This window comes from Allobosea sp. FBZP-16 (assembly GCF_002831785.1).
Classification (GTDB): domain Bacteria; phylum Pseudomonadota; class Alphaproteobacteria; order Rhizobiales; family Beijerinckiaceae; genus Allobosea; species Allobosea lupini.
The window spans coordinates 1-19,663 of record NZ_LNCQ01000022.1 but is presented as its reverse complement, the minus strand read 5'-3'; the positions used below and the strand labels follow the sequence as shown (position 1 = coordinate 19,663).

The 19,663-nt window shown below is 67.3% G+C and carries 19 protein-coding genes; 2 read left to right on the top strand and 17 right to left on the bottom strand.

Going from position 1 to position 19,663, the window contains the following annotated elements; all coding sequences use genetic code 11:
* Nucleotides 1-3: 3 nt before the first annotated feature.
* The 16 genes from phoB to CXY91_RS06295 form a co-directional block, all read right to left on the bottom strand.
* The gene (gene phoB, locus CXY91_RS06370) at nucleotides 4-702 is read right to left on the bottom strand and encodes a phosphate regulon transcriptional regulator PhoB (RefSeq protein WP_091835441.1); all 699 of its coding nucleotides are present in this window, start codon (nucleotides 700-702) and stop codon (nucleotides 4-6) included.
* A 28-nt stretch (nucleotides 703-730) separates the two neighbouring features.
* Nucleotides 731-1,456 (bottom strand): phosphate signaling complex protein PhoU, encoded by a 726-nt coding sequence (phoU, locus tag CXY91_RS06365; protein WP_091835444.1) that lies wholly within the window; start codon nucleotides 1,454-1,456, stop codon nucleotides 731-733.
* A 39-nt stretch (nucleotides 1,457-1,495) separates the two neighbouring features.
* On the bottom strand, nucleotides 1,496-2,302 hold the full coding sequence (gene pstB, locus CXY91_RS06360) for a phosphate ABC transporter ATP-binding protein PstB (protein WP_091835447.1): 807 nt from the start codon (nucleotides 2,300-2,302) through the stop codon (nucleotides 1,496-1,498).
* 22 nt (nucleotides 2,303-2,324) lie between these two features.
* Nucleotides 2,325-3,215: a phosphate ABC transporter permease PstA gene (gene pstA / locus CXY91_RS06355; RefSeq protein ID WP_091835450.1), complete on the bottom strand. Its 891-nt coding sequence runs from the start codon at nucleotides 3,213-3,215 to the stop codon at nucleotides 2,325-2,327.
* 15 nt (nucleotides 3,216-3,230) lie between these two features.
* Nucleotides 3,231-4,202 carry a phosphate ABC transporter permease subunit PstC gene (gene pstC, locus CXY91_RS06350; RefSeq protein ID WP_091835453.1) on the bottom strand — a complete coding sequence of 324 codons (972 nt, stop codon included), beginning with the start codon at nucleotides 4,200-4,202 and terminating at the stop codon, nucleotides 3,231-3,233.
* Nucleotides 4,203-4,376: 174 nt separating this feature from the next.
* Nucleotides 4,377-5,402 carry a phosphate ABC transporter substrate-binding protein PstS gene (gene pstS / locus CXY91_RS06345; RefSeq protein ID WP_091835456.1) on the bottom strand — a complete coding sequence of 342 codons (1,026 nt, stop codon included), beginning with the start codon at nucleotides 5,400-5,402 and terminating at the stop codon, nucleotides 4,377-4,379.
* A gap of 108 nt (nucleotides 5,403-5,510) precedes the next feature.
* On the bottom strand, nucleotides 5,511-6,563 hold the full coding sequence (locus CXY91_RS06340) for an ATP-binding protein (protein ID WP_100959781.1): 1,053 nt from the start codon (nucleotides 6,561-6,563) through the stop codon (nucleotides 5,511-5,513).
* A 90-nt stretch (nucleotides 6,564-6,653) separates the two neighbouring features.
* Nucleotides 6,654-7,757 (bottom strand): helix-turn-helix transcriptional regulator, encoded by a 1,104-nt coding sequence (locus tag CXY91_RS06335; RefSeq protein WP_158673286.1) that lies wholly within the window; start codon nucleotides 7,755-7,757, stop codon nucleotides 6,654-6,656.
* 105 nt (nucleotides 7,758-7,862) lie between these two features.
* Nucleotides 7,863-8,810: a lysylphosphatidylglycerol synthase domain-containing protein gene (locus CXY91_RS06330; RefSeq protein WP_248307383.1), complete on the bottom strand. Its 948-nt coding sequence runs from the start codon at nucleotides 8,808-8,810 to the stop codon at nucleotides 7,863-7,865.
* 220 nt (nucleotides 8,811-9,030) lie between these two features.
* The gene (locus tag CXY91_RS06325) at nucleotides 9,031-10,554 is read right to left on the bottom strand and encodes an ABC-F family ATP-binding cassette domain-containing protein (RefSeq protein WP_100959775.1); all 1,524 of its coding nucleotides are present in this window, start codon (nucleotides 10,552-10,554) and stop codon (nucleotides 9,031-9,033) included.
* Nucleotides 10,555-10,881: 327 nt separating this feature from the next.
* Nucleotides 10,882-11,445, bottom strand: a complete 564-nt coding sequence (locus tag CXY91_RS06320; protein ID WP_199777372.1) for a hypothetical protein — start codon at nucleotides 11,443-11,445, stop codon at nucleotides 10,882-10,884.
* Between the two features lie 65 nt (nucleotides 11,446-11,510).
* Nucleotides 11,511-13,304 (bottom strand): ABC transporter ATP-binding protein/permease, encoded by a 1,794-nt coding sequence (locus CXY91_RS06315; RefSeq protein WP_100959773.1) that lies wholly within the window; start codon nucleotides 13,302-13,304, stop codon nucleotides 11,511-11,513.
* Between the two features lie 144 nt (nucleotides 13,305-13,448).
* Nucleotides 13,449-13,925, bottom strand: a complete 477-nt coding sequence (locus CXY91_RS06310; RefSeq protein ID WP_091835474.1) for an SRPBCC family protein — start codon at nucleotides 13,923-13,925, stop codon at nucleotides 13,449-13,451.
* A 45-nt stretch (nucleotides 13,926-13,970) separates the two neighbouring features.
* Nucleotides 13,971-14,645, bottom strand: a complete 675-nt coding sequence (locus tag CXY91_RS06305) for a glutathione S-transferase family protein (protein WP_100959771.1) — start codon at nucleotides 14,643-14,645, stop codon at nucleotides 13,971-13,973.
* Nucleotides 14,646-14,710: 65 nt separating this feature from the next.
* Nucleotides 14,711-15,184, bottom strand: a complete 474-nt coding sequence (locus CXY91_RS06300) for an SRPBCC family protein (protein ID WP_091835480.1) — start codon at nucleotides 15,182-15,184, stop codon at nucleotides 14,711-14,713.
* Nucleotides 15,181-15,534, bottom strand: coding sequence for an ArsR/SmtB family transcription factor (locus CXY91_RS06295; protein WP_100959769.1), 354 nt, complete (start codon nucleotides 15,532-15,534; stop codon nucleotides 15,181-15,183). Before CXY91_RS06295 ends, CXY91_RS06300 begins: the two co-directional genes overlap by 4 nt.
* A gap of 190 nt (nucleotides 15,535-15,724) precedes the next feature.
* Between CXY91_RS06295 and CXY91_RS06290 the strand changes: the two genes are divergently transcribed.
* Both CXY91_RS06290 and CXY91_RS06285 read left to right on the top strand, forming a co-directional pair.
* Entirely contained in the window at nucleotides 15,725-16,768 is a 1,044-nt protein-coding gene (locus CXY91_RS06290) for a GMP reductase (protein ID WP_092160010.1), read from the top strand.
* 160 nt (nucleotides 16,769-16,928) lie between these two features.
* A complete protein-coding gene (locus CXY91_RS06285; RefSeq protein WP_100959767.1) occupies nucleotides 16,929-18,158 on the top strand; it encodes a TIGR03862 family flavoprotein in 1,230 nt (409 codons plus the stop codon).
* Here CXY91_RS06285 and mutS read toward each other — a convergent pair.
* Nucleotides 18,142-19,663 (bottom strand): DNA mismatch repair protein MutS (gene mutS / locus CXY91_RS06280; RefSeq protein ID WP_100959765.1); only part of this gene is annotated, 1,522 nt, incomplete at its 5' end. The two genes, CXY91_RS06285 and mutS, sit on opposite strands and share 17 nt — an antisense overlap.

Here is a 19,663-nt window from a genome sequence, read left to right as displayed (position 1 = left end):
CGCTCAGCTGCGGGCAAACGTCTCGTCGAAGGCGTAGCCGGCGCCGCGCACCGTGCGCAGCGGGTCCTTGGCATTGGCCGGCGTGATCGCCTTGCGCAGGCGCCCGACATGAACGTCGACGGTGCGTTCGTCGATATAGACGTCGCGGCCCCAGACGGCGTCGAGCAGTTGCGCCCGGGAATAGACCCGGCCCGGGGCCTGCATCAGGAATTCGAGCAGGCGGAACTCGGTCGGGCCGAGATGCAATTCGGCGCCGGCGCGGCGGACGCGCCGGGTGGTGCGGTCGAGCTCGAGATCGCCGGCAGCGAGCAGACCGGCGACATGGCCGGGCTTGGCGCGGCGCAGCAGCGCCTGGATGCGGGCGATCAATTCGGGCAGCGAGAACGGCTTGACGACATAGTCGTCGGCACCGGTGGCAAGGCCGCGGACGCGCTCTGTCTCCTCGCCGCGGGCTGTCAGCATGATGATCGGCACGCGCTCGGTGTCGCGCCGCGTGCGCAGGCGCCGGCAGAGCTCGATGCCGGAGAGGCCGGGCAGCATCCAGTCGAGCAGGACGAGGTCGGGCGTATGGTCGCGCAGGTGCAGTTCGGCGTCGTCGCCGCGCGCCACGCTGTCGACCTCGAAGCCCTCGGCCTCGAGATTGTAGCGCAGCAGCAAGGTGAGCGGCTCCTCGTCCTCGACGATCAGGATGCGTGCGGGCATGTCAGCGTCCGTTCAAGCGCCCGCCGGTTCAGCCATTGGCCGCCGGCAGGTCGACGAGGATGTTGGTGGTGTCGAGCTTCGGCCGGGTCTCGTCGATCGACTGGCCGGTGACGAGATAGTGGATGGTCTCGGCGATGTTGGTGGTGTGGTCGCCGATGCGCTCGACGTTCTTGGCGCAGAACAGCAGATGCGTGCAGAAGGTGATGTTGCGCGGGTCCTCCATCATATAGGTCAGGAGCTCGCGGAACAGCGAGGTGTAGAGCGCGTCGATCTCGTCGTCGCGGCGCCAGACATCCATCGCCTTCTGCTCGTTGCTGGCGGCATAGGCGTCGAGCACGTCCTTGAGCTGGGCCTGGACCAGGCGGCTCATATGCTCGAGGCCGACGACGGCGCGATGCGGCGGCGAGAACTGGCCGGAGATCGCGACGGCGCGCTTGGCGATGTTCTTGGCGAGGTCGCCGACGCGCTCGATGTCGGCGGCGATGCGGATTGCCGAGATCAGCTCGCGCAGGTCGTTCGCCAGCGGCTGGCGGCGAGCGATGGTCAGCACCGCCTTTTCCTCGACCTCGCGCTGGAGATTGTCGAGGCGCTGGTCGGCGCTGATGATTTTCTGGGCGAGCGCGGTGTCGCGGCGCACCAGAGCCACGGTGGAGTCGCCGAGCATGCGCTCGGACATGCCGCCCATCTCGGCGAGGCTGCGGCGCAGGCCCTCGAGATCGGCATCGTAGGAGCGGACGATATGTTGATCCGACATCGGGCGTATCCTTCGAGTCTGGCCGGCGCTTTCAGAACGTCAGCCGAAGCGGCCGGTGACGTAGTCCTGCGTCTGCTTCTTGTGCGGGTTCATGAAGATCGTGTTGGTCGCGTCGAACTCGATCACCTCGCCCAGATACATGAAGGCGGTGTACTGCGAGATGCGCGCCGCCTGCTGCATGTTGTGGGTGACGATGACGATGGTGAAGTCGGTCTTGAGCTGCTCGAGCAGGTCCTCGATCTTGCCGGTCGAGATCGGGTCGAGCGCCGAGGTCGGCTCGTCGAACAGGATGACCTCGGGCTTCTGGGCGATGGTGCGGGCGATGCACAGGCGCTGCTGCTGGCCGCCCGAAAGGCCCATGCCGGAGCTCTTCAGCTTGTCCTTGACCTCGTCCCAAAGCGCGGCGCGGCGCAAGGCGCCCTCGACACGGTCATCGAGCTCCGACTTCGGCGGCTTCTCGTAGAGACGGATGCCAAAGGCGACATTGTCGTAGATCGACATCGGGAACGGCGTCGGCTTCTGGAAGACCATGCCGATGCGCGAGCGCAATTCGTTCACGTCGATGTCGTTCGAGATGATGTTGCGGCCGTCGAGCAGGATCTCGCCGGTCGCCTTCTGCTCGGGATAGAGCGAGTAGATCCGGTTGAAGATGCGGAGCAGGGTCGACTTGCCGCAGCCCGACGGGCCGATCAGCGCCGTGACGTGCCGGTCGCGGAAGTCGAGGTTGATGTTCTTCAGCGCCTTGTGCTCGCCGTAGTAGAAATCGAGGTTCTTGACGGCGATGCGGACGGGCGCTTCGGCATCCAGCGTCTGCGGGCTCAGTTCGAGGGTCGAAAGCATCTGCATGGTCCTTCCGATCGGACGCTATTCACTTGCCGCCGCGCACGATGCGCCGGGCGATGAGGGAAAGCACGAGGATTGAGACGGTGATGATCAGCGATCCCGCCCAGGCGAGCTGCTGCCAGTTCTCGTAAGGGGCCGACGCGAACTGGTAGATCGTCACCGGCAGGTTGGAGACGCCGCCGAGCAGCGTCGGCGAGAACCAGAAGCTGTTGTTGAGCGCGGTGAAGATCAGCGGCGCGGTCTCGCCGGCGATACGGGCGAGGGCCAGGAGGATGCCGGTGACCATGCCGGACTTGGCGGCACGCCAAGTGATCGAGGTGATCACGACCGAGGGCGGCGCGCCAAGCGCCGAGCCGGCCTCGCGCAACGGGCCGGGCACCAGGCGCAGCATGTCCTCGGTGGTGCGCACGATCACCGGGATCGCGATGATGCCGAGCGCGACGCCGCCGGCCCAGCCGGAATAGCCCCCGAGCGGCTCGACCAGGATGACGTAGACGAACAGGCCGATCAGGATCGACGGCGCCGAGAGCAGGATGTCGTTGATGAAGCGGATCAGGTCGGCGAGCTTCGAGCCTTTGCCGTATTCGGCCAGATAGGTGCCGGCGAGCACGCCGATCGGCGTCGCCACTGCGATGCCGAGGAAGGTCAGCACCAGCGAGCCGACGATGGCGTTGGCGAGGCCGCCGCCCTCTGAACCCGGGCCTGGCATGGTCTCGGTGAAGGTCGCGGCGGAGAGCCCGCCAAGGCCCTTCACGACCAGCATGCCGAGGATCCAGAACAGCACCGAGATCGCAAGCAATGTGAAGCCTGTCGCGATGATCTTCATCGCGCGGTCGGCGACCCGGCGCGACTGGCGTACCCGGCCCCAGGTTGCAGGGGGCAGCGCGCGAGCGGTTGAGGGCGTGGCGAGGCTCATGGTCTTTCCGTTCGCTCAGAAGGATTTGACCCGCGCGACCAGGATGCGCGCGATCACCAGGACGACGAAGGTAACGAAGAACAGGATGCAGCCGAGCGCGATCAGCGCATTGAGCTGCAGGCCAATCGCCTCGTTGAACTCGTTGGCGATACGCGAGGCGATGGTCGAGCCGGGATCCATGATCGAGGCCGAGAGCCGGTTGGCGTTGCCGACGACAAAGGTCACCGCCATGGTCTCGCCGAGCGCGCGGCCGAGGCCAAGCATGATCGCGCCGATGATCGAGACGCCGGCCTGCGGGACGAGAACATGCCGCACCACCTCCCAGGTGGTGGCCCCGATGCCATAGGCGCTCTCGCGCAGCACCGAAGGGATCTGGTCGAGCATGTCGCGCACGATCGAGGCGATGAAGGGGATGATCATGAACGCCAGAATGATGCCCGCCGACAGGATACCGAGGCCCGAGGGCGACGCGGCGTAGAGGATCGTGCCGACGATCGGCATGCCCTCGACGATGCGTGAGACCGGCTGCTGCACATAGGCCGCGAACAGCGGCACGAAGACAAACAAGCCCCACATGCCATAGATGATCGATGGCACGGCGGCGAGCAGCTCGATCGCGGTCGAGACCGGCCGCTTGAACCAGGGCGGAGCGAGCTGCGTCAGGAAGACTGCGATGCCAAGCGACAAGGGGACGCCGATCAGCAATGCGAGAAATGCTGTCGAGAGCGTACCGACAATGGCTGGCCAGGCGCCGTACTGATCGTTCTGCGTGTCCCAGACGCTGGAGGTGATGAAGCCCAGGCCCATCTCGCGAAAGGCCGGCCAGCCGCCGATGATCATCGAAAGCATGATGCCGGCGAGCAGCACAAGCACGAACAAGGCCGACAGTAGGCTGGCGTTGCGGAAGACGATATCGAAGGTGCCCTTCGGAGTCTTGCGCTGAGCGCCAGCGGCCGGAAGGCTCATAGGGTCTGTCACGGCTGTCATCCGTGGAACTCCGGTCTAAGCCAGCAATCGCAGGCAACAAGATTAAGAACGATCGTTTCTCTGGATCGAACCTTCATCCCGAGCAGCGGACAATGAGCACCGCTGCTCGGGATGAAGGTCGAGTGAGAGGCGAAGCGGGGGATGCTCCCCGCTCCGCCATGTCGTTGTAATCGCTCAGAAGACCGGCTTGCTGGAGGCGTCGGTGATACCCTTCCAGCTGGCGCGGATCTGGTCCTTCACGTTCGCGGGCATCGGCACGTATTCGAGATCGACCGCGAGCTTGTCGCCGTTCTTGTAGGCCCAGTCGAAGAAGGCCAGCGCAGCCTTGGACTGCTCGGGCTTCTCGGCTTTCTTGTGCATCAGGATGAAGGTCGCCGAGGTGATCGGCCACGCCTTCTCGCCGGGCTGGTTGTTGATGATGATGCCGAAACCGGGCGCTTCATTCCAGTTGGCGTTGGCCGCCGCGGCCTGGAAGGACTCGGTCTCCGGCACCGGGAACTTGCCGTCACGGTTCTGGACGAGGCCGTAGGCGAGCTTGTTCTGCTTGGCGTAGGCGTATTCGACATAGCCGATCGAGTTGGCGATCTGCTTGACCGAGGCCGAGACGCCCTCATTGCCCTTGCCGCCGATGCCGACCGGGAACTGCACCGAGGTGTTGGCGCCAATCTTCGACTTCCACTCGGGCGAGACGCGCGAGAGATAATCGGTCCAGACGAAGGTCGTGCCCGAACCGTCGGAACGATAGACCACCGTGATGTTGGCGTCGGGCAGCTTCACATCCGGGTTCAGGGCGGTGAGCTTGGGGTCGTTCCACTTCTTGATGTTGCCCTGGTAGATGTCCGACAGGATCGGACCCGAGAACTTGATCTGGCGAGCCTCGACGCCGGCGATGTTGATCGCCGGGACGAGCGCACCCATCACGGCCGGGAACTGCAGCAGGCCGTCCTTGTCCAGGTCCTCGCCCTTCAGCGGCATGTCGGAGGCGCCGAAATCGACGGTCTTCGACTTGATCTGGCGGATGCCGCCGCCCGAGCCGATCGACTGGTAATTCAGACCGATGCCGGTATCCTTCTTATAAGCTTCGGCCCATTTGGCGTAGATCGGGAAGGGGAAGGTCGCGCCGGCGCCGGTGATGTCGGCAGCCTGGGCAGCGCCCGTCAGGCCGATGGCGGCGGCTGTGAGAATGAGAAGTTTGCGCATCAGATGTCCTCTCTGGATCGCAAGTGCAGCGGCCCTGCTAGAACACCGGCTATATGACAGCCACATGACACACAGTCATGAACGCGCGCTTGCCGCCGTCACAAATCGTTAACGGGTCGGCTCCAGCAGGCGCGGCAGGATCGCCCGGAAGGTCGCGCCCTGGCCGACCACGCTCTCGATCGTCAGGCGGCCGCGATGGCGCAGGACGATGTGCTTGACGATGGCGAGGCCGAGGCCGGTGCCCCCGGCCTCGCGGCTCGCGGCGGTGTCGACCCGGTAGAAGCGCTCGGTCAGGCGCGGCAGGTGCTCCGGGGCGATGCCGGGACCGTCATCGCGCACGCTGAGGCTGGCCTCCTCGCCGGATATCGCGACGGTGATGCCGACCTCGCCGCCGCGCTGGCCGTATTTGATCGCGTTCTCAACCAGGTTCTCCATCAGCCGCAGCAATTCGTCGCGGTCGCCGGCGACGGTGACGGGCTGCGGCGGCACGTCGAGCTTCAGCGTCACATCGCGCTCGCGCGCCATAAGGACAAGGGAGTCGAGAATTTCGCGGGCGATGCTGGCGAGATCGACCGGCGTCTCCGGCGCGAGATGGGCGCGCAGTTCGATACGCGACAGCGAGAGCAGGTCGTCGACGAGACGCGCCATGCGCAGGCCCTGCTCGCGCATGATCGCCAGGAAGCGGTCGCGGGCGGCGGCATCGTTGCGGGCCGGGCCCTGCAAGGTCTCGACGAAGCCGAGCACGGACGCGAGCGGCGTGCGCAGCTCGTGGCTGGCATTCGCGACGAAATCGACGCGCATGCGCTCGGTCATGCGCTGCTCGCTGAGATCCTCGAAGGTGAGGAGCACGGCGCGGCGCCAGCCGCTGCCGGCGAGCGCGGCGATATGGATGCGGAAGGTGCGCTCGACCGGCACGCGCTCGATCAGCTCGATGGCGCGGCGGCCGCCATGGCGTGAGACCTGCTCGATCGCGTCGATCAGATCGGGATCGCGCATCACGAGGGCGAGCGGCTTGCCCTTGGCGAGCGCCGTGACCAGCGCTGGAGCCGTCGGGCTCAGCGCCTGGATCACACCCTGCGGGTCGAGCAATACGGCGGGAACGCCGATGGCCTCGATCAGCGCCGCCGTGACAGGCGCCTTCGGGTCGACCAAAGCGTGCATGCGGTTCCTGCCTTCCGATGCGTGGCCTGCGGCGAGGCGTCATAGGCCGGAGCGGTGGTGCAGCGCAATTCCCCCGCGCGAGACCGGGCGCTATTCGCTTGCGATCGGCCGCGACAGCAGGTCCGGGGCACCCGGAGACTGAATGCCGCCCAGCAGCTGGATCAGCTCGGCCTGGCGGCGCACGCCCGTCTTGGCGAAGACGGATTTGAGCTGGCCCCGCACGGTTTCAGGCCGGATGCCATGGTTGTTCGCGATACCGGAAACCGTGCCGCCCGACAGGAGAAGCCGGGTCACCTTCGCCTCCGCCGGGCTGAGATCGAACAGCGCTTCGAGGATGGCCGCGGACGGCGCCGCACCACGGCCGACCTCGGTGAGGTAGAACAGCTGGGCCGCGCCGGAGAAGACGTCGAGCCCGGCGCGCCTGAGCGGAACCAGATGCGCGACGAAGGCGGGCCGGTCGCCGGTGGCGCGGATCGGGAACGACAGCCCGGCGTCCCCCGCCACGTCGAGATGCAGCTGCAGGCGCTCATTCGCGGCCGGATCGGAGAGACGCACGCGGTCGAAGGCGCCGATCTCGAACGCCCCGCACGCGATGATCAGCTCATTGGCCGCAAGCACGCTATGGCGGCCAGTGATGATCGTAGCCGGCAGGCCGATCAACTCCAGCGCCGCGACGCTGGCACGCGCCCGCTCGAGGCCGAGACGCGCCGCGATGATCGAGGCCCGCGCCAGATGCGGCCGGAACTGGTCGAGCGCGGCGGCCGTCTCGCGCGGAACCGGGCCGTCGGCGTAGAGGCGCTCGATCGAGAAGACGATGCTGTCGCCACTGGTCGCACGGATCGAGGTGCCGACGCACCAGCCCAAGCCACGCGGCCTGAGGAAATCGCGATAGAACGGGTCCTGCTCAAGCTCCTGCGGCGCGATCGCATCGAGATCCGTCAGGAAACGCGGTTCGTAGAGCGGGACCAGGCGCTTGCCCCGCAGATTGTCCGCGACGAAGGGCGAAGCGACCCATTCGGCCGCGACGCCTTGGATGGCCTGCGAGGAGGTCCACTGGAACCGGCTCGGCGATGCCGCGAACAGGATGGTGCCGACGGCGCCAGCCCTGGCCGCCAGCCGGTCGAGCACATCAACCCATCGCTCCGGCACGACGGCGGCCTCGTAGATCTCGTCGATGAGGTGCGCCGCGTCCACTGCTCTCCCCGGGCCGGCTGCTTCCTTGCGACAGGCCCGGCAGAATCGAGGTGGCGTCGCCGTGCCGATCCGTCAAGGATGCTTGCCCGATCAGACGCGGCGGCGTCAGATCTCGTGCCGCCGGATGCGCCGGATCATCTCGTTCAGCGCCAGCAGCACCAGCGCCAGGATGAAGGGGAGGATGTAGTAGATGATGCGGAAGAGCAGCAGCGCGCCCAGCACCTGCTCGAAAGGCAGGCGGCTGAGCGCGACCAGCATGGTCGCCTCGAAGACGCCGAGCCCACCCGGCGCATGGCTGGCGATGCCGACCAGGCATGCGAAGATGTAGGCGGCCAGGAAGCTTTCATAGGGCAGGTTGTGCCCGCCCGGCAGCAGCACATAGAGCACGGCGGCGGCGGCGCAGACCTCGGCTGCGCCCAGCAGCATCTGCGCGAGGGTAATGCCCAGCCCAGGCAGCGGCAGGTTCCAGCCGCTGACCCGCAAGGTGCGCTCGCCGGTCGCGACCCAGAAGAGGTAGCCTGCCGTGCCGAGCGCTACGGCGGCGCCGACAACCTGGATCACCAGCGGCGAGGTCCGCGCCAGCACGGCGACCGATTCCGTCGCATAGAACAGGCTGGCGCAGAGGATCATGCCGAGTCCGAGCCAGAAGGTCAGGCCGGCGATCACGGTGAGGCTCGCAACCTCAGAGGCGCGCACGCCCTTGGCCGAATAGACCCAGTAGCGCACGGTCCCGCCGGTCACGATCGGGAAGCCCAGGGTAAAGGCGACGGAATAGCTGGTGAAGGAGGCGAGCGCCGTGGTTCGATAGGGGATCGACAGGCCGAGCCGGCGCAACGCGACCGCGTCGTAGCCGGTCAGCAGCAGATAGCTCAGCGCGGTGAAGCCGAGCGCCAGCAGGAGCTGGCGCTGGCTGGCGTTGGCGAAGGCGCGGGCAAGCTCGCCGGGCTCGATCTCGCGGACGATGTAATAGAGCACCACCAGCGATGCCGCGAAGATCACCGACGAGGCGAGCGGGCCGAGCCACCACCAGCGGCTGCGCTTGCGCAACGGCATTCCGGGCTCGTGCGGGCCGAACGACATCAGTGCTCTTGTCGGGTTGCGCACGCACGCAGAACGCGGCGAGCAAGGCGGGTTGCTGGCGGCTGGCCTGGCGGCCGGACCCGAGAGATAGCGCCTTCGCCGCGATGCACAAGACAGGACAGCGCGACGAATGCGCGCCATGAGGCCTACGCAGGACGCGCCAGCCTCATGGCGGTAGCGATGGCCGCGGCGGTCAACCCTCCGCTTCCATCGCCTCCTCGAAGAAGGCTTCGGGATCATCAACCTCGACCAGCCGCCGCTTGTCGATCCGCCAGAAGCGGTTGCCGACGGCGCGGACGAAGCTGCGGTCATGCGAGACCAGCAGGCAGCTGGTCGCGCCCGCGGTGAGCTCGACCTCCAGCGCCTCCTGCCCCTCGATGTCGAGATGGTTGGTGGGCTCGTCCAGCAGGTACAAATTCGGCCTGGCGAGGCGCAGCACCAGCATGGCGAGCCGCGCCCGCTGCCCACCGGAGAGCGCGCCGATCGGCCCGGTCTGGCGATCGATGGCGATACCGGCGCCGGCGAGCAGGCCACGGGCCGGCTGGTCGCCGACATCGAAGCGCCGGCTGATCAGCCCGTGCGGGGTATCACCATCAGGCAATTCGGCGAGGCTCTGGCTGGCGTAACCGAGTGCCAACGAGGGGGTCGCCCTGATACCTGCCTGCTCCTCACCACGAATGGCAGCGTGGAGCATGGCGACGAACAGCGACTTGCCGGCGCCGTTGAGGCCGAGCAGTACGACACGATCGCCCGGACTGATCCAGCGTCTGCCAGCCCTGAACAGCAGCCGACCGTCCGGGGCCGCGACCGCGACGTCGTCGAGCTCGACCAGCGCCCGCACATGCGTCGCGCTGCTGGCAAGCCTGATCGCCCCGGCAGAGCACTCGCGATGGGCCGGGCGGACCGTCGCTTCGAGCTCGTCGGCGCGACGCTTGAGCTGCCTGGTCTTGCTGAGCAGGAGATCGCTGCCGGAGTTGATGCCGATATTGTTCAGCTTCGCCGCCTGCCGCCGCATCTGCTGGACGGACTTGAGGTCGCGCTCGTGCCGGCGCGCCTGCGCCGCATCGGTCTGGTCAAGCGCTGCACGCGCGCGCGAATAAGGCAGCGCGAACAGTTGCGAGCCCTCCTGGCGCAGGAACAGCGTCCGATTGGTCGTCGCGTCGAGGAAGGCGCGGTCATGGCTCGACAGGATCACCGCGACGTCGCGCGGCAGGGCGGCGAGCCAGCTCTCCAGCACGCCGATGCGCGCGAGATCGAGATGGTTGGTGGGTTCGTCGAGCAGCAGCAGATCCGGCTCGACGATGCCGGCGCGTGCGATAAGGACGAGCCTTTGCCAGCCGCCGCTCAATTGCCCGAGCGGGCGCCGGCGCAACTCCGCCGGGACGGACAGCGTATCGAGTGCGACCTCGACGCGCCAATGCTCGCTCTCGCGCTGGTCGGCCGGCAGCATGTCGAGCAGCAACCGGTCGACAGACTGCTCCAGCAATTGCGGCGGGGCGTCCTGCTCGACATGGCCGATGCGCAGGCCGCGCGAGCGGGTGATCTCGCCGGCGGATGGTTCGAGCGAACCAGTGAGGCAGCGGAGCAGGGTCGACTTGCCGCGGCCATTGGCGGCGACGAGGCCGAGGCGGTCGCCCGCCACGATGGAGAACGAGAGGTCGGAAAACAGGGGCGCGCCCAGCGTGACGCCGAGATTGCGAAGGGTAATCAAGGTCATGGTCGGTCTCGGAACTGCCCGAGCCGCGCGCCGTCATTCGGCCGGGGTCCTTGCCCCGAGCATCACGAATGCGGAACGCCTGGCTCGATGAGGGATGGACGCAGCTGGCCGAGCTTTGGGCTCGAAGACGCTACGCCCTCACGAAGGGCAGACCTAGAAGAGACCTGAAACGATCGCCTGTGCGGTCAGCCCTGCAAGCCGGCTTGCAGGGCCTGAACGGGGCCGCGCTGACGATGGTGACGAAAGAACGTGATCACGCAGCCCTCCCCGGTTTCGAGTGGATCGACGGGACGGAATTAACGCCGTTCACGCCCCGGCGCAACCGGCTCAGGCGGTCTTGCGGAAGACGCGGAGCGTCTTGAACTCGCCGATCTCCTCGACCTGGCGCGACTTCGCCCACTCCGCGATGATCGGCTTAGCCGCCTCATAGGCAAAGGAGCCGGTGTAGAACAGGATATGGCCGCCGGCATCGGTCTGGTCGGTGAAGAGCTGCATCACCTGAAGATCGGTCAGCGCGCCATAGGAGTCGTTCTTCTCGCTGCGGAACTCGCAGGAGTGGAACAGCGTGACGATGTCGAAGCGCGGCAGCAGCCGGCTATTGCTGGTGTAGATGTCGCCGAAATAGGCGGAATAGGTCTTGGTGATCGTCGGATTGTCGATCGCGAGCTTGACGAAGGCCTCGTATTCCTTGGGCGAGGCGGTGATCCCGAGCACGGTGTTGTCGAACTCCGGCTCGGCGCAGCGGATGCCGACATAATGGTGGCCGCCGGTGCCGAAATGGTAGATGCGCTTGCCGGTCAGGCCCTGCTCTTCCAGCCATTCGACGAAATGCACGTCGCAGGGGCACTGCTCGACCCGCAGGCCCCAATAGACGTCCCAGATGTTCAACATGCGTTTGACTCCGTTTCGGAAAGAGGCCGGTCAACCGGCGCTGGATAGGTAAGTTGCTTGCAAACTCAGCCGCTGCCGGCTTCGACCCGTGTGGCCGGGCGCGGCATGTCGAACGAGGCGATGCGGGCGACGCCGCCGGCGCGCCGCATGGTGAGGTGATGATCGGCAGCCTCGGCGAAACCGGGACTTTGGCCGATCAGCAGCATCACCGCATCCGGCCGCGCCGCCCTGAGCCGCGAGAGCAGTTCGAGCGCCGCCTCGGTCTCGAGCCCGCTCGTCGCCTCGTCGAGCACGAGGATATCCGGCTTCGCCAATTCGGCGCGTGCCAAAGCGAGGCGCTGGCGATCGCCGGTGGTCAGCGCCTTGTCCCAGTCGTGCGCGAGATCGATCTGCGACACCAGGCTTGAGAGGCCGTAATGCCGCAATGCGGCGGCGGCCTCTGCGTCGCTGTGGCCGCCGATCGGGTCGAGCGCGGCGCGCAGGCTGCCTTCCGAGAGATGCAGATGCTGCGGCAGCACGGCGATGCGCGCCCCGTCCGGCAGGGCCACCGCGCCGCGCCCCCACGGCCAGAGGCCCGCCACCGCCTGGATCAGCGCGGCCTTGCCATGGCCGAGCTCGCCGGCGACGTGCAATGTCGCGCCGGCGGGCAGAGCCGTCGAGACATCCGCGAGGAAGGTGCGGCCGTCGCGATCGGTCAGCGTCAGCTCGTCCAGCCGCAGGCCCGCGTCTTCGCTGGCGAGGACGGCGATGTCGCTCTCGGCCACACCGGCTTCGATCGCGCCGAGCGCGACGGCAAGCTCGTTGACCCGCCGCGCCGAAGCCAGCCATTCGGCGATACGCATGAAGTTGTCGAGCACCCAGTTGAAGGCGTTCTGCACGGCGACGAAGGCGGCGGCGACCTGGACGACATCGCCGAGCGACATCTCGCCGGACAGGTATTTCGGCGCCGCCAGCAGCAGCGGCACCACCGGCACCAGCGCGCCGCTGCCATTGGTGATCCAGGTCAGGCGGCCACGCTGGCGGATCATCGCGAGCCAGCGCGCCACCAGCGTGTCATAGGTCGCGGCGACCGCGCGGCGCTCACCGGTCTCGGCGCGAGAGAGCGCGATCGTCTCGCCATGGTCGCGGATGCGCATCAGCGAGAAGCGCAGGCGCGCCTCGCCCTCATTGCGGGCGGCGATCAGGCGGGGCAGCGGCCGGCCGACCCAGGTGATGAGGCCGGAGACCAGCACGGCGTAGATGATCGCCGCCAGGACCATATAGGCAGGGATCTCGAAGGGGACGCCGTGCGCCTCGACGCTGAGCGAGCCGCCGATCGACCAGAGGATGCCGATGAAGGTGATCGCGGTGATGACGGCCGAGAGCAGGCCGATGGCGAAATCGACCACCGGCTCCGTGGCCCAGCGGACATCGTCGGCGATGCGGTATTCGGGATTGGCCGGCTCGTAGCCGGAGAGGCCGAGCCGGTAGAACCTTCGCTCGCCGATCCAGCCATCGGCGAGCTTGGCGGTGACCCAGGCGCGCCAATGGACCTGGAAGGTCTCGCGCGAGATCAGGATGATGACGCCGAGGCCTGCCGCGATCAGCACCAGCACCGGGAAGACGGCCATGGCAATCAGCGCGCTCTCGCCATCCTTCTTCTCGAGCGCATCGAAGAACCAGCCGTTCCAGCGGTTGACGGTGACGTTGGCAAAGACGGAGAGGATGATCGCGCTCGCCAGCGTCAGCGACCAGAGCCAGGCCCGGCCGGCGGTGCCGCCGCGCCAGAAGCCGCTGGTGAGACGGGCGAAGCTCTTGGTGACCTGCCAGTCGGATGGCGGGCCGGCCGGCACGGTGTTCGGATCGACGGCCTTCAGCACAGTCGAGTGATCCCCCCGGATCGCAAAATCGGAGGCGGCGCCCGCCGGGTCTTCCCGGTTCGGATGCCGCCAACATGCCGGTTAGCCGGCCGGGGATGAACTGCGGCTGAATGGAGTTAGGCTCCATTCAGCCTGATCGAGGCGTCAGGCGGCCGGGTTGGCGGGCTCGCCGAGTATCCTGGCAAGCGCCTCCAGCAATTCACGCGAGCCTTCCTCGCGATGGATCGGGCCGTCCTTGCCGTCGAGATAGGCACCCTGCTCGGTGAAGACGAACCTGGTGCCGGTTCCCTCGGGCACGAACTCCATGGTCAGCAGCGAGCCCGACAGCGGCGCGCCATCGATCGCCATGGCATAGGCGAGGATGATGCGCTCGTTCGGCTGGATCACCTGGTAGACGGTGTCATTGGTGATCGGCGGGCCGCCCTGGAAGCGAAAGCGGCTCCGCTCATGGCCGCCGACGCGGAAATCGACATCGAACTGCTCGACCTCCCAGCCCTCGCCCTCGGCAAACCAGCGGCGCTTCTGCGCGGGATCGGCGAAGGCTGCGAAGACGCGGGCGGGCGAGGCGGCATAGCTGCGCTCGATGGTGAAGCTGGCATGGACGACGGGATTGGCGGTCATGGTCTTGTCCTTTCGATAGTGGCGGTGTGGGTTCGCGAAGCCGTGCTAGCGGGAGAGCCCGGCATCGCCTGGATTGCGTGGGAAGTACTCGAAATAGGGCTCGGCCTCGGCCAGAGCGCGGGCATAGGACGGCCGCGTGCGCAGACGCTCGAAATAGGCCCAGAGCCGCGGATGGTTGTCGCGGAAGGACAGCGCCCGCTCGGCATAGAACAGCGCCGGTGCGGCCGAGCAGTCCGCCAGGCTGAACGCGTCGCCGAGCGCCCATTGCCGCTCGCCGATCTCCGCTTCGAGCACGTCATAGGCGCAAGCGAGGGTCGCCTTGGCCTCGGCGACACCGACCGGGTCATTGCTTCCCTCCGGGCGCAGCCGGTCGAGCACCACCTTTTGCATGGGGATGGCGACATAGAGATCGAAAATCCGGTCGAGCCGCCGGACTTCGAGCGCCGCGACCGGGTTCTCCGGCAGCAGCGCCATCGGGCCGGGATAGTGCAGGGCGAGATACTCGATGATCAGGCTGGTCTCCGGCACCAGCCTGCCATTGCTCTCGTCGCGCAGCAGCGGGAACTTGCCGATCGGCCAGAGCTTCAGGAAATCGGCGCGCTCGGTGGCATCGCCGAAATTGACGAGATGCGGCGTGAACCGTGTCTCGTTCTCGTAGAGCGCAACCAGCACCTTCTGGCAGAAGCCCGAAAGCGGATGGAAATAGAGCGTCAGGGACATGAGTGTGCATTCCTGCTTCTGGAAAGGAGCGGGCTGAAACGGGATTGGTCGACGATGGCTGTGGTTCAGGCTGGTGCCTGCTCCTGCGCGAGATAGTCCGCCAGCCGGTCGAAGCCGATGCGCGAGCCCTGCTCGCGCCAGTCAGGCCGGTCGTGCCCGTCGAGGAAGGCGGCCTGCTCGGTGAAGCGAAGCCTGGTGCCGGCGCCGTCGCGATGGAACTCGATCGTCGCCAGCGAGATCGACAGTCGGATATCGTCGCGCAGCAATTCGTAGCTATAGATAATGCGCTGCTCCGGCACGATCTCGTGGAAGGTCGCGTTCATCGCGTAGACGCCGCCTTCGGCCGGGGCGCCACGCATGGTCTCGCGGCCGCCTTCACGGAAATCCAGCACATGCTCGCCGAGTCCGCCCTCGTCATGGCAGGCCGACCAGCGCCTTTTGGCGGCGGGATCGGCAAAGGCGGCGAAGACGCGGGCAGGGCTCGCATCGTAATGGCGCTCGATGGTGAAATCGGCGTGGACGACGGTCCGTTCGCTCATGGCTCGTCTCCTTGATTCGCGTCCTGGTCCTGCTCGGCAAGGAAGGCGCCGAGCCGGTCGAAGCGTCGCTCCCAGAGGGCGCGGCGCTCGCTGATCCAGCGCTCCGCCGCGCGCAGGGCCTGCGTGTCGAGCTGGCAGGTGCGGACCCGCCCGATCTTCTGCGTCCGCACCAGCCCAGCTCCCTCGAGAACCGAAAGATGCTGCACCACCGCCGACAGCGTCATCTCCAGCGGAGCCGCGAGCTCGCTGACGCTCGCCGGCCCCTCGCAGAGCCGCTGCACCATCTGCCGGCGGTTCGGGTCCGCCAGCGCCTGGAACATGAGATCGAGTTGGTCAGGTTGGTGAAGCATATGCTTAAGTATCGTGCTGCTAGCAGCCTGTCCAGAGAAACTTTAGAGATCACTAAAGTTTCCTTCCGCTGGAACCCCACCCACTCCCGGCGCATTGCTCCGTAAGGTTCGAGCGGCTATGAATCCCGGCACGCTCCCTCACGCCGCGTGCGCCTTTTTTTGACCTGCGCCAGTCGCCGGAGCTTTGATCATGCGCATCGAGAACGATCCGAAACTCGACTTCCGCGACGTGCTGATCAGGCCGAAGCGCTCGACGCTCGGCAGCCGCGCCGAGGTCGACGTCAACCGGAGCTTCCGCTTCGCGCATACCGGCCGCGAATGGAGCGGCTTCCCGCTGATCGCCGCGAACATGGACGTGGTCGGCACCATGGCGATGGCACGCGCGCTCTTGAAGCACGGCGCCATGGTCGCCCTGCACAAGCACTATGACGCCGACGAGCTGATCGCCTTCTTCAAGGAGGAGGGATCGGCCAATGCCTTCTATTCGCTGGGCACCACCGATTCCGACCATGACAAGCTCAAGGCGGTGCATGCCAAGGCGCCGATCGACAAGATCTGCCTCGACGTCGCCAATGGCTACACCGAAAAATTCGTCGACACCGTCAAGGCGACCCGCGACGCCTTCCCGAACGCGGCGATCATGGCCGGCAACGTCGTCACAGGCGACATGACCGAGGCGCTGATCCTGGCCGGCGCGGATATCGTCAAGGTCGGCATCGGCCCGGGCTCGGTCTGCACCACCCGCAAGATGACCGGCGTCGGCTATCCGCAGCTCTCCGCGATCATCGAATGCGCCGACGCGGCCCATGGCCTGAAAGGGCTGGTCTGCGGCGATGGCGGGCTGACCGTGCCGGGCGACGTCGCCAAGGCTTATGGCGGCGGCTCCGACTTCGTGATGATGGGCGGCATGCTCGCCGGCCATGACGAATGCGAGGGCGAGATCCGCTACGAGACCCACGACGGCGAGAAAGTGCCGGTCGCGATGGTATTCTACGGTATGTCCTCGGACACGGCGATGAAGAAATATTCCGGCGGCGTCGCCAAATACCGGGCCTCCGAGGGCAAGACCGTCGAGGTGCCCTATCGTGGCCCGGTCGAGGGCACGATGCAGGAGATCATGGGCGGGGTGCGCTCGGCGATGACCTACATCGGCGCCGTCCGGCTCAAGGAGATGCCGAAGCGTACCACCTTCATCATGGTCGGCAGCCAGCTCAACACCGTGTTCGGCAATTGAGACTGCCGGCAGCATAGTCCCGAGCAAAAAAGAACGCTGTCGTCCCGGGCGACCGGAGGGAGACCAGGGACCCATTCCGGAACCTCCTTCGGAAAGGCTCCGGAATGGATCCCAGATCTCCGGTTCGCTGCGTCCGGGATGACCCGCGAGAAAAGGCCGGATGGTTCATACTAGAGACATCGACGTCGCCGTCGTCGGCGCCGGCCCGGCCGGGCTGATCGCGGCCGAGCGGCTGGCGCAGGCCGGCCACAAGGTCGCGCTCTACGAGCGGATGGCCTCGCCGGCGCGCAAATTCCTGCTCGCCGGGCGCGGCGGGCTCAACCTGACGCATTCCGAGCCGCTCGACGCTCTTCTTGAGCGCTATGGCACCGCGCGCGCCTGGCTGGAGCCGGTGATCCGCGCCTTCCCGCCGCAGGCGCTGCGCGACTGGGCCGATGGGCTCGGGGCGGAGAGCTTCACCGGGTCGAGCGGGCGCGTCTTCCCCAGGGCGATGAAGGCCTCGCCGCTGCTGCGGGCCTGGCTGGCCCGGCTCGACGGGCTCGGCGTCGCGCTGCATTCGGGGCGGCACTGGTCGGGATGGGATGAGAGCGGCGCGCTGCGCTTTGCGGTTCGCGATGGCGGCGAGGAGATCGTGAAACCCCGCGCGACCCTGCTGGCGCTCGGCGGCGCGAGCTGGCCGCGGCTCGGCGCGGACGGCTCCTGGGTCGAATTGCTTGCTGGCAAGGGCGCTGTGATCGCGCCACTGCGCCCCGCCAATGCCGGTTTCTCGGTCGACTGGTCGCCCTTGATGCGCGAGCGCTTCGCCGGTCAGCCGCTGAAGCGGATCGCGCTGAGCTTCGCCGGACAGCGCGTGATGGGCGAGGCGATGATCGACGCAGGAGGTATCGAGGGCGGAGCGATCTATGCGCTGTCGGGCCCGCTGCGGGAGACCATCGCCCGCGATGGCGAAGCGGCCCTGACGATCGACCTGCGACCGGACCTGACCGAGCTGGAGCTGGCCAACCGGCTGGCGAAGCGCCGTGCGGGCGAGACGCTGAGCAACCATCTCCGCAAGGCGGCGGGGCTTTCGCCGGTTGCGGCGGCCGTGCTGCGGGAGGCTACGAGCGGACCGCTGACGGCCGAGCCCGACGCGCTCGCGGGGCTTATCAAGGCTGCGCCCTTGCGCCTCACCGGCATGGCCTCGCTCGCCCGCGCCATCTCGACCGCCGGCGGCATCCGGGCCGAAGAGATCGACCAATATTTCATGCTGAAGCGCCTGCCTGGGATTTTCGTCGCCGGGGAGATGCTCGACTGGGAGGCGCCGACCGGCGGCTATCTGCTGCAGGCCTGCTTCGCCACGGGCGTCGCAGCGGCCGAAGGGATCGGGCGCAGGCTCAATTCAGCCGCTTGAGCCTGTAGAGCGCCTCCAGCGCCTCGCGCGGCGTCATCTCGTCGGGGTCGAGCCCGGCGAGCGCCTCGCGCAGTTCGTCGGGGCCGGCGACCGGGACAGCTGCCGGCGCGGGTTTGCGCATCTGCACCGCGAAGAGCGGGAGATCGTCGACCAAAGCCGCGACCGGCTTTTCGCGCTCGCTCTTCTCCAGCTCGGAGAGGATGGCGCGGGCGCGCTCGACCACGGCCGGCGGCAGGCCGGCGAGCTTGGCGACCTGAATGCCGTATGAGCGATCGGCGGCGCCCGGCACGACCTCGTGCAGGAAGACGACTTCGCCATTCCATTCGGTGACACGCACGGTGGCGTTGGCGACCCGGTCGAGCCGCTCGGCCAGCGCGGTCAGCTCGTGGTAATGCGTCGCGAACAACGCCCGGCAGCGATTGGCCTCGTGCAGATGCTCGATCGCGGCCCAGGCGATCGAGAGACCGTCGAAGGTCGCGGTGCCTCGGCCGATCTCGTCGAGGATCACCAGCGCCCGCGGCCCGGCCTGGTTGAGGATTGCCGCGGTCTCGACCATCTCGACCATGAAGGTCGAGCGGCCCCGCGCCAGATCGTCAGCGGCGCCGACGCGCGAGAACAGCCGGTCGACAATACCGATATGGGCACTTTGCGCCGGCACGAAAGAGCCCATCTGGGCGAGCACTGCGATGAGCGCGTTCTGGCGCAGGAAGGTCGACTTGCCCGCCATGTTCGGGCCGGTGATCAGGCAGATGCGGCCATCGCGGTCTTTGCCTGACGCGGACAGCTCGCTGTCATTGGCGACGAAGGGCTGGCCCTGCCGCTTCAGCGCCGCCTCGACCACGGGATGGCGGCCGGCCTTGATGGTGAAGGCGGCTCCGTCATCGACCTGGGGCCTGGTCCAGCCGCCATCGATGGCAAGCTCGGCCAGTGCCGCGGCAACGTCGATCACCGCCAGCGCCTGCGCCGCCGCCTTGATCGGCTCGGCCTGCGCAAGGACGGCTTCGGTCAGGGCGGCGAAGATCGAAAGTTCGAGCTTCAGTGCCCGGTCGGCGGCCGAGGCGATCTTGGCTTCGAGCTCGCCGAGCTCGACCGAGGAGAAGCGCATCGCGTCCGACATGGTCTGGCGATGCACGAAGACGGCGCGCCAGGGCTCCCGGAGGAAGGTCTCGCCGACCGCCTGCGGCACCTCGACGAAATAGCCGAGCATGGAATTGTGCTTGATGCGCAGGGTCCGGCAATCGGTCTCGGCGGCATAGCGCGCCTGCAATTGCGCGATCACCTTGCGGGAATCGACCTGGAGGAGCCGGAGCTCGTCGAGCGCCGGATCGAAGCCCTCACGTACGAAACGGCCGTCTCGCTTCAGCAGCGGCAGCTCGTCCGCCAGCGTCGCGGAGAGGCGGGTCGCCAGATCGGGATCGGTGCGGCCGAGCGCCAGCGCCGCCTCGCGCAGTTCGTCGGGCAGGTCGCCCTGGCGCAGCAGCGCCGCGGCGACTCCGCGCGCCGCC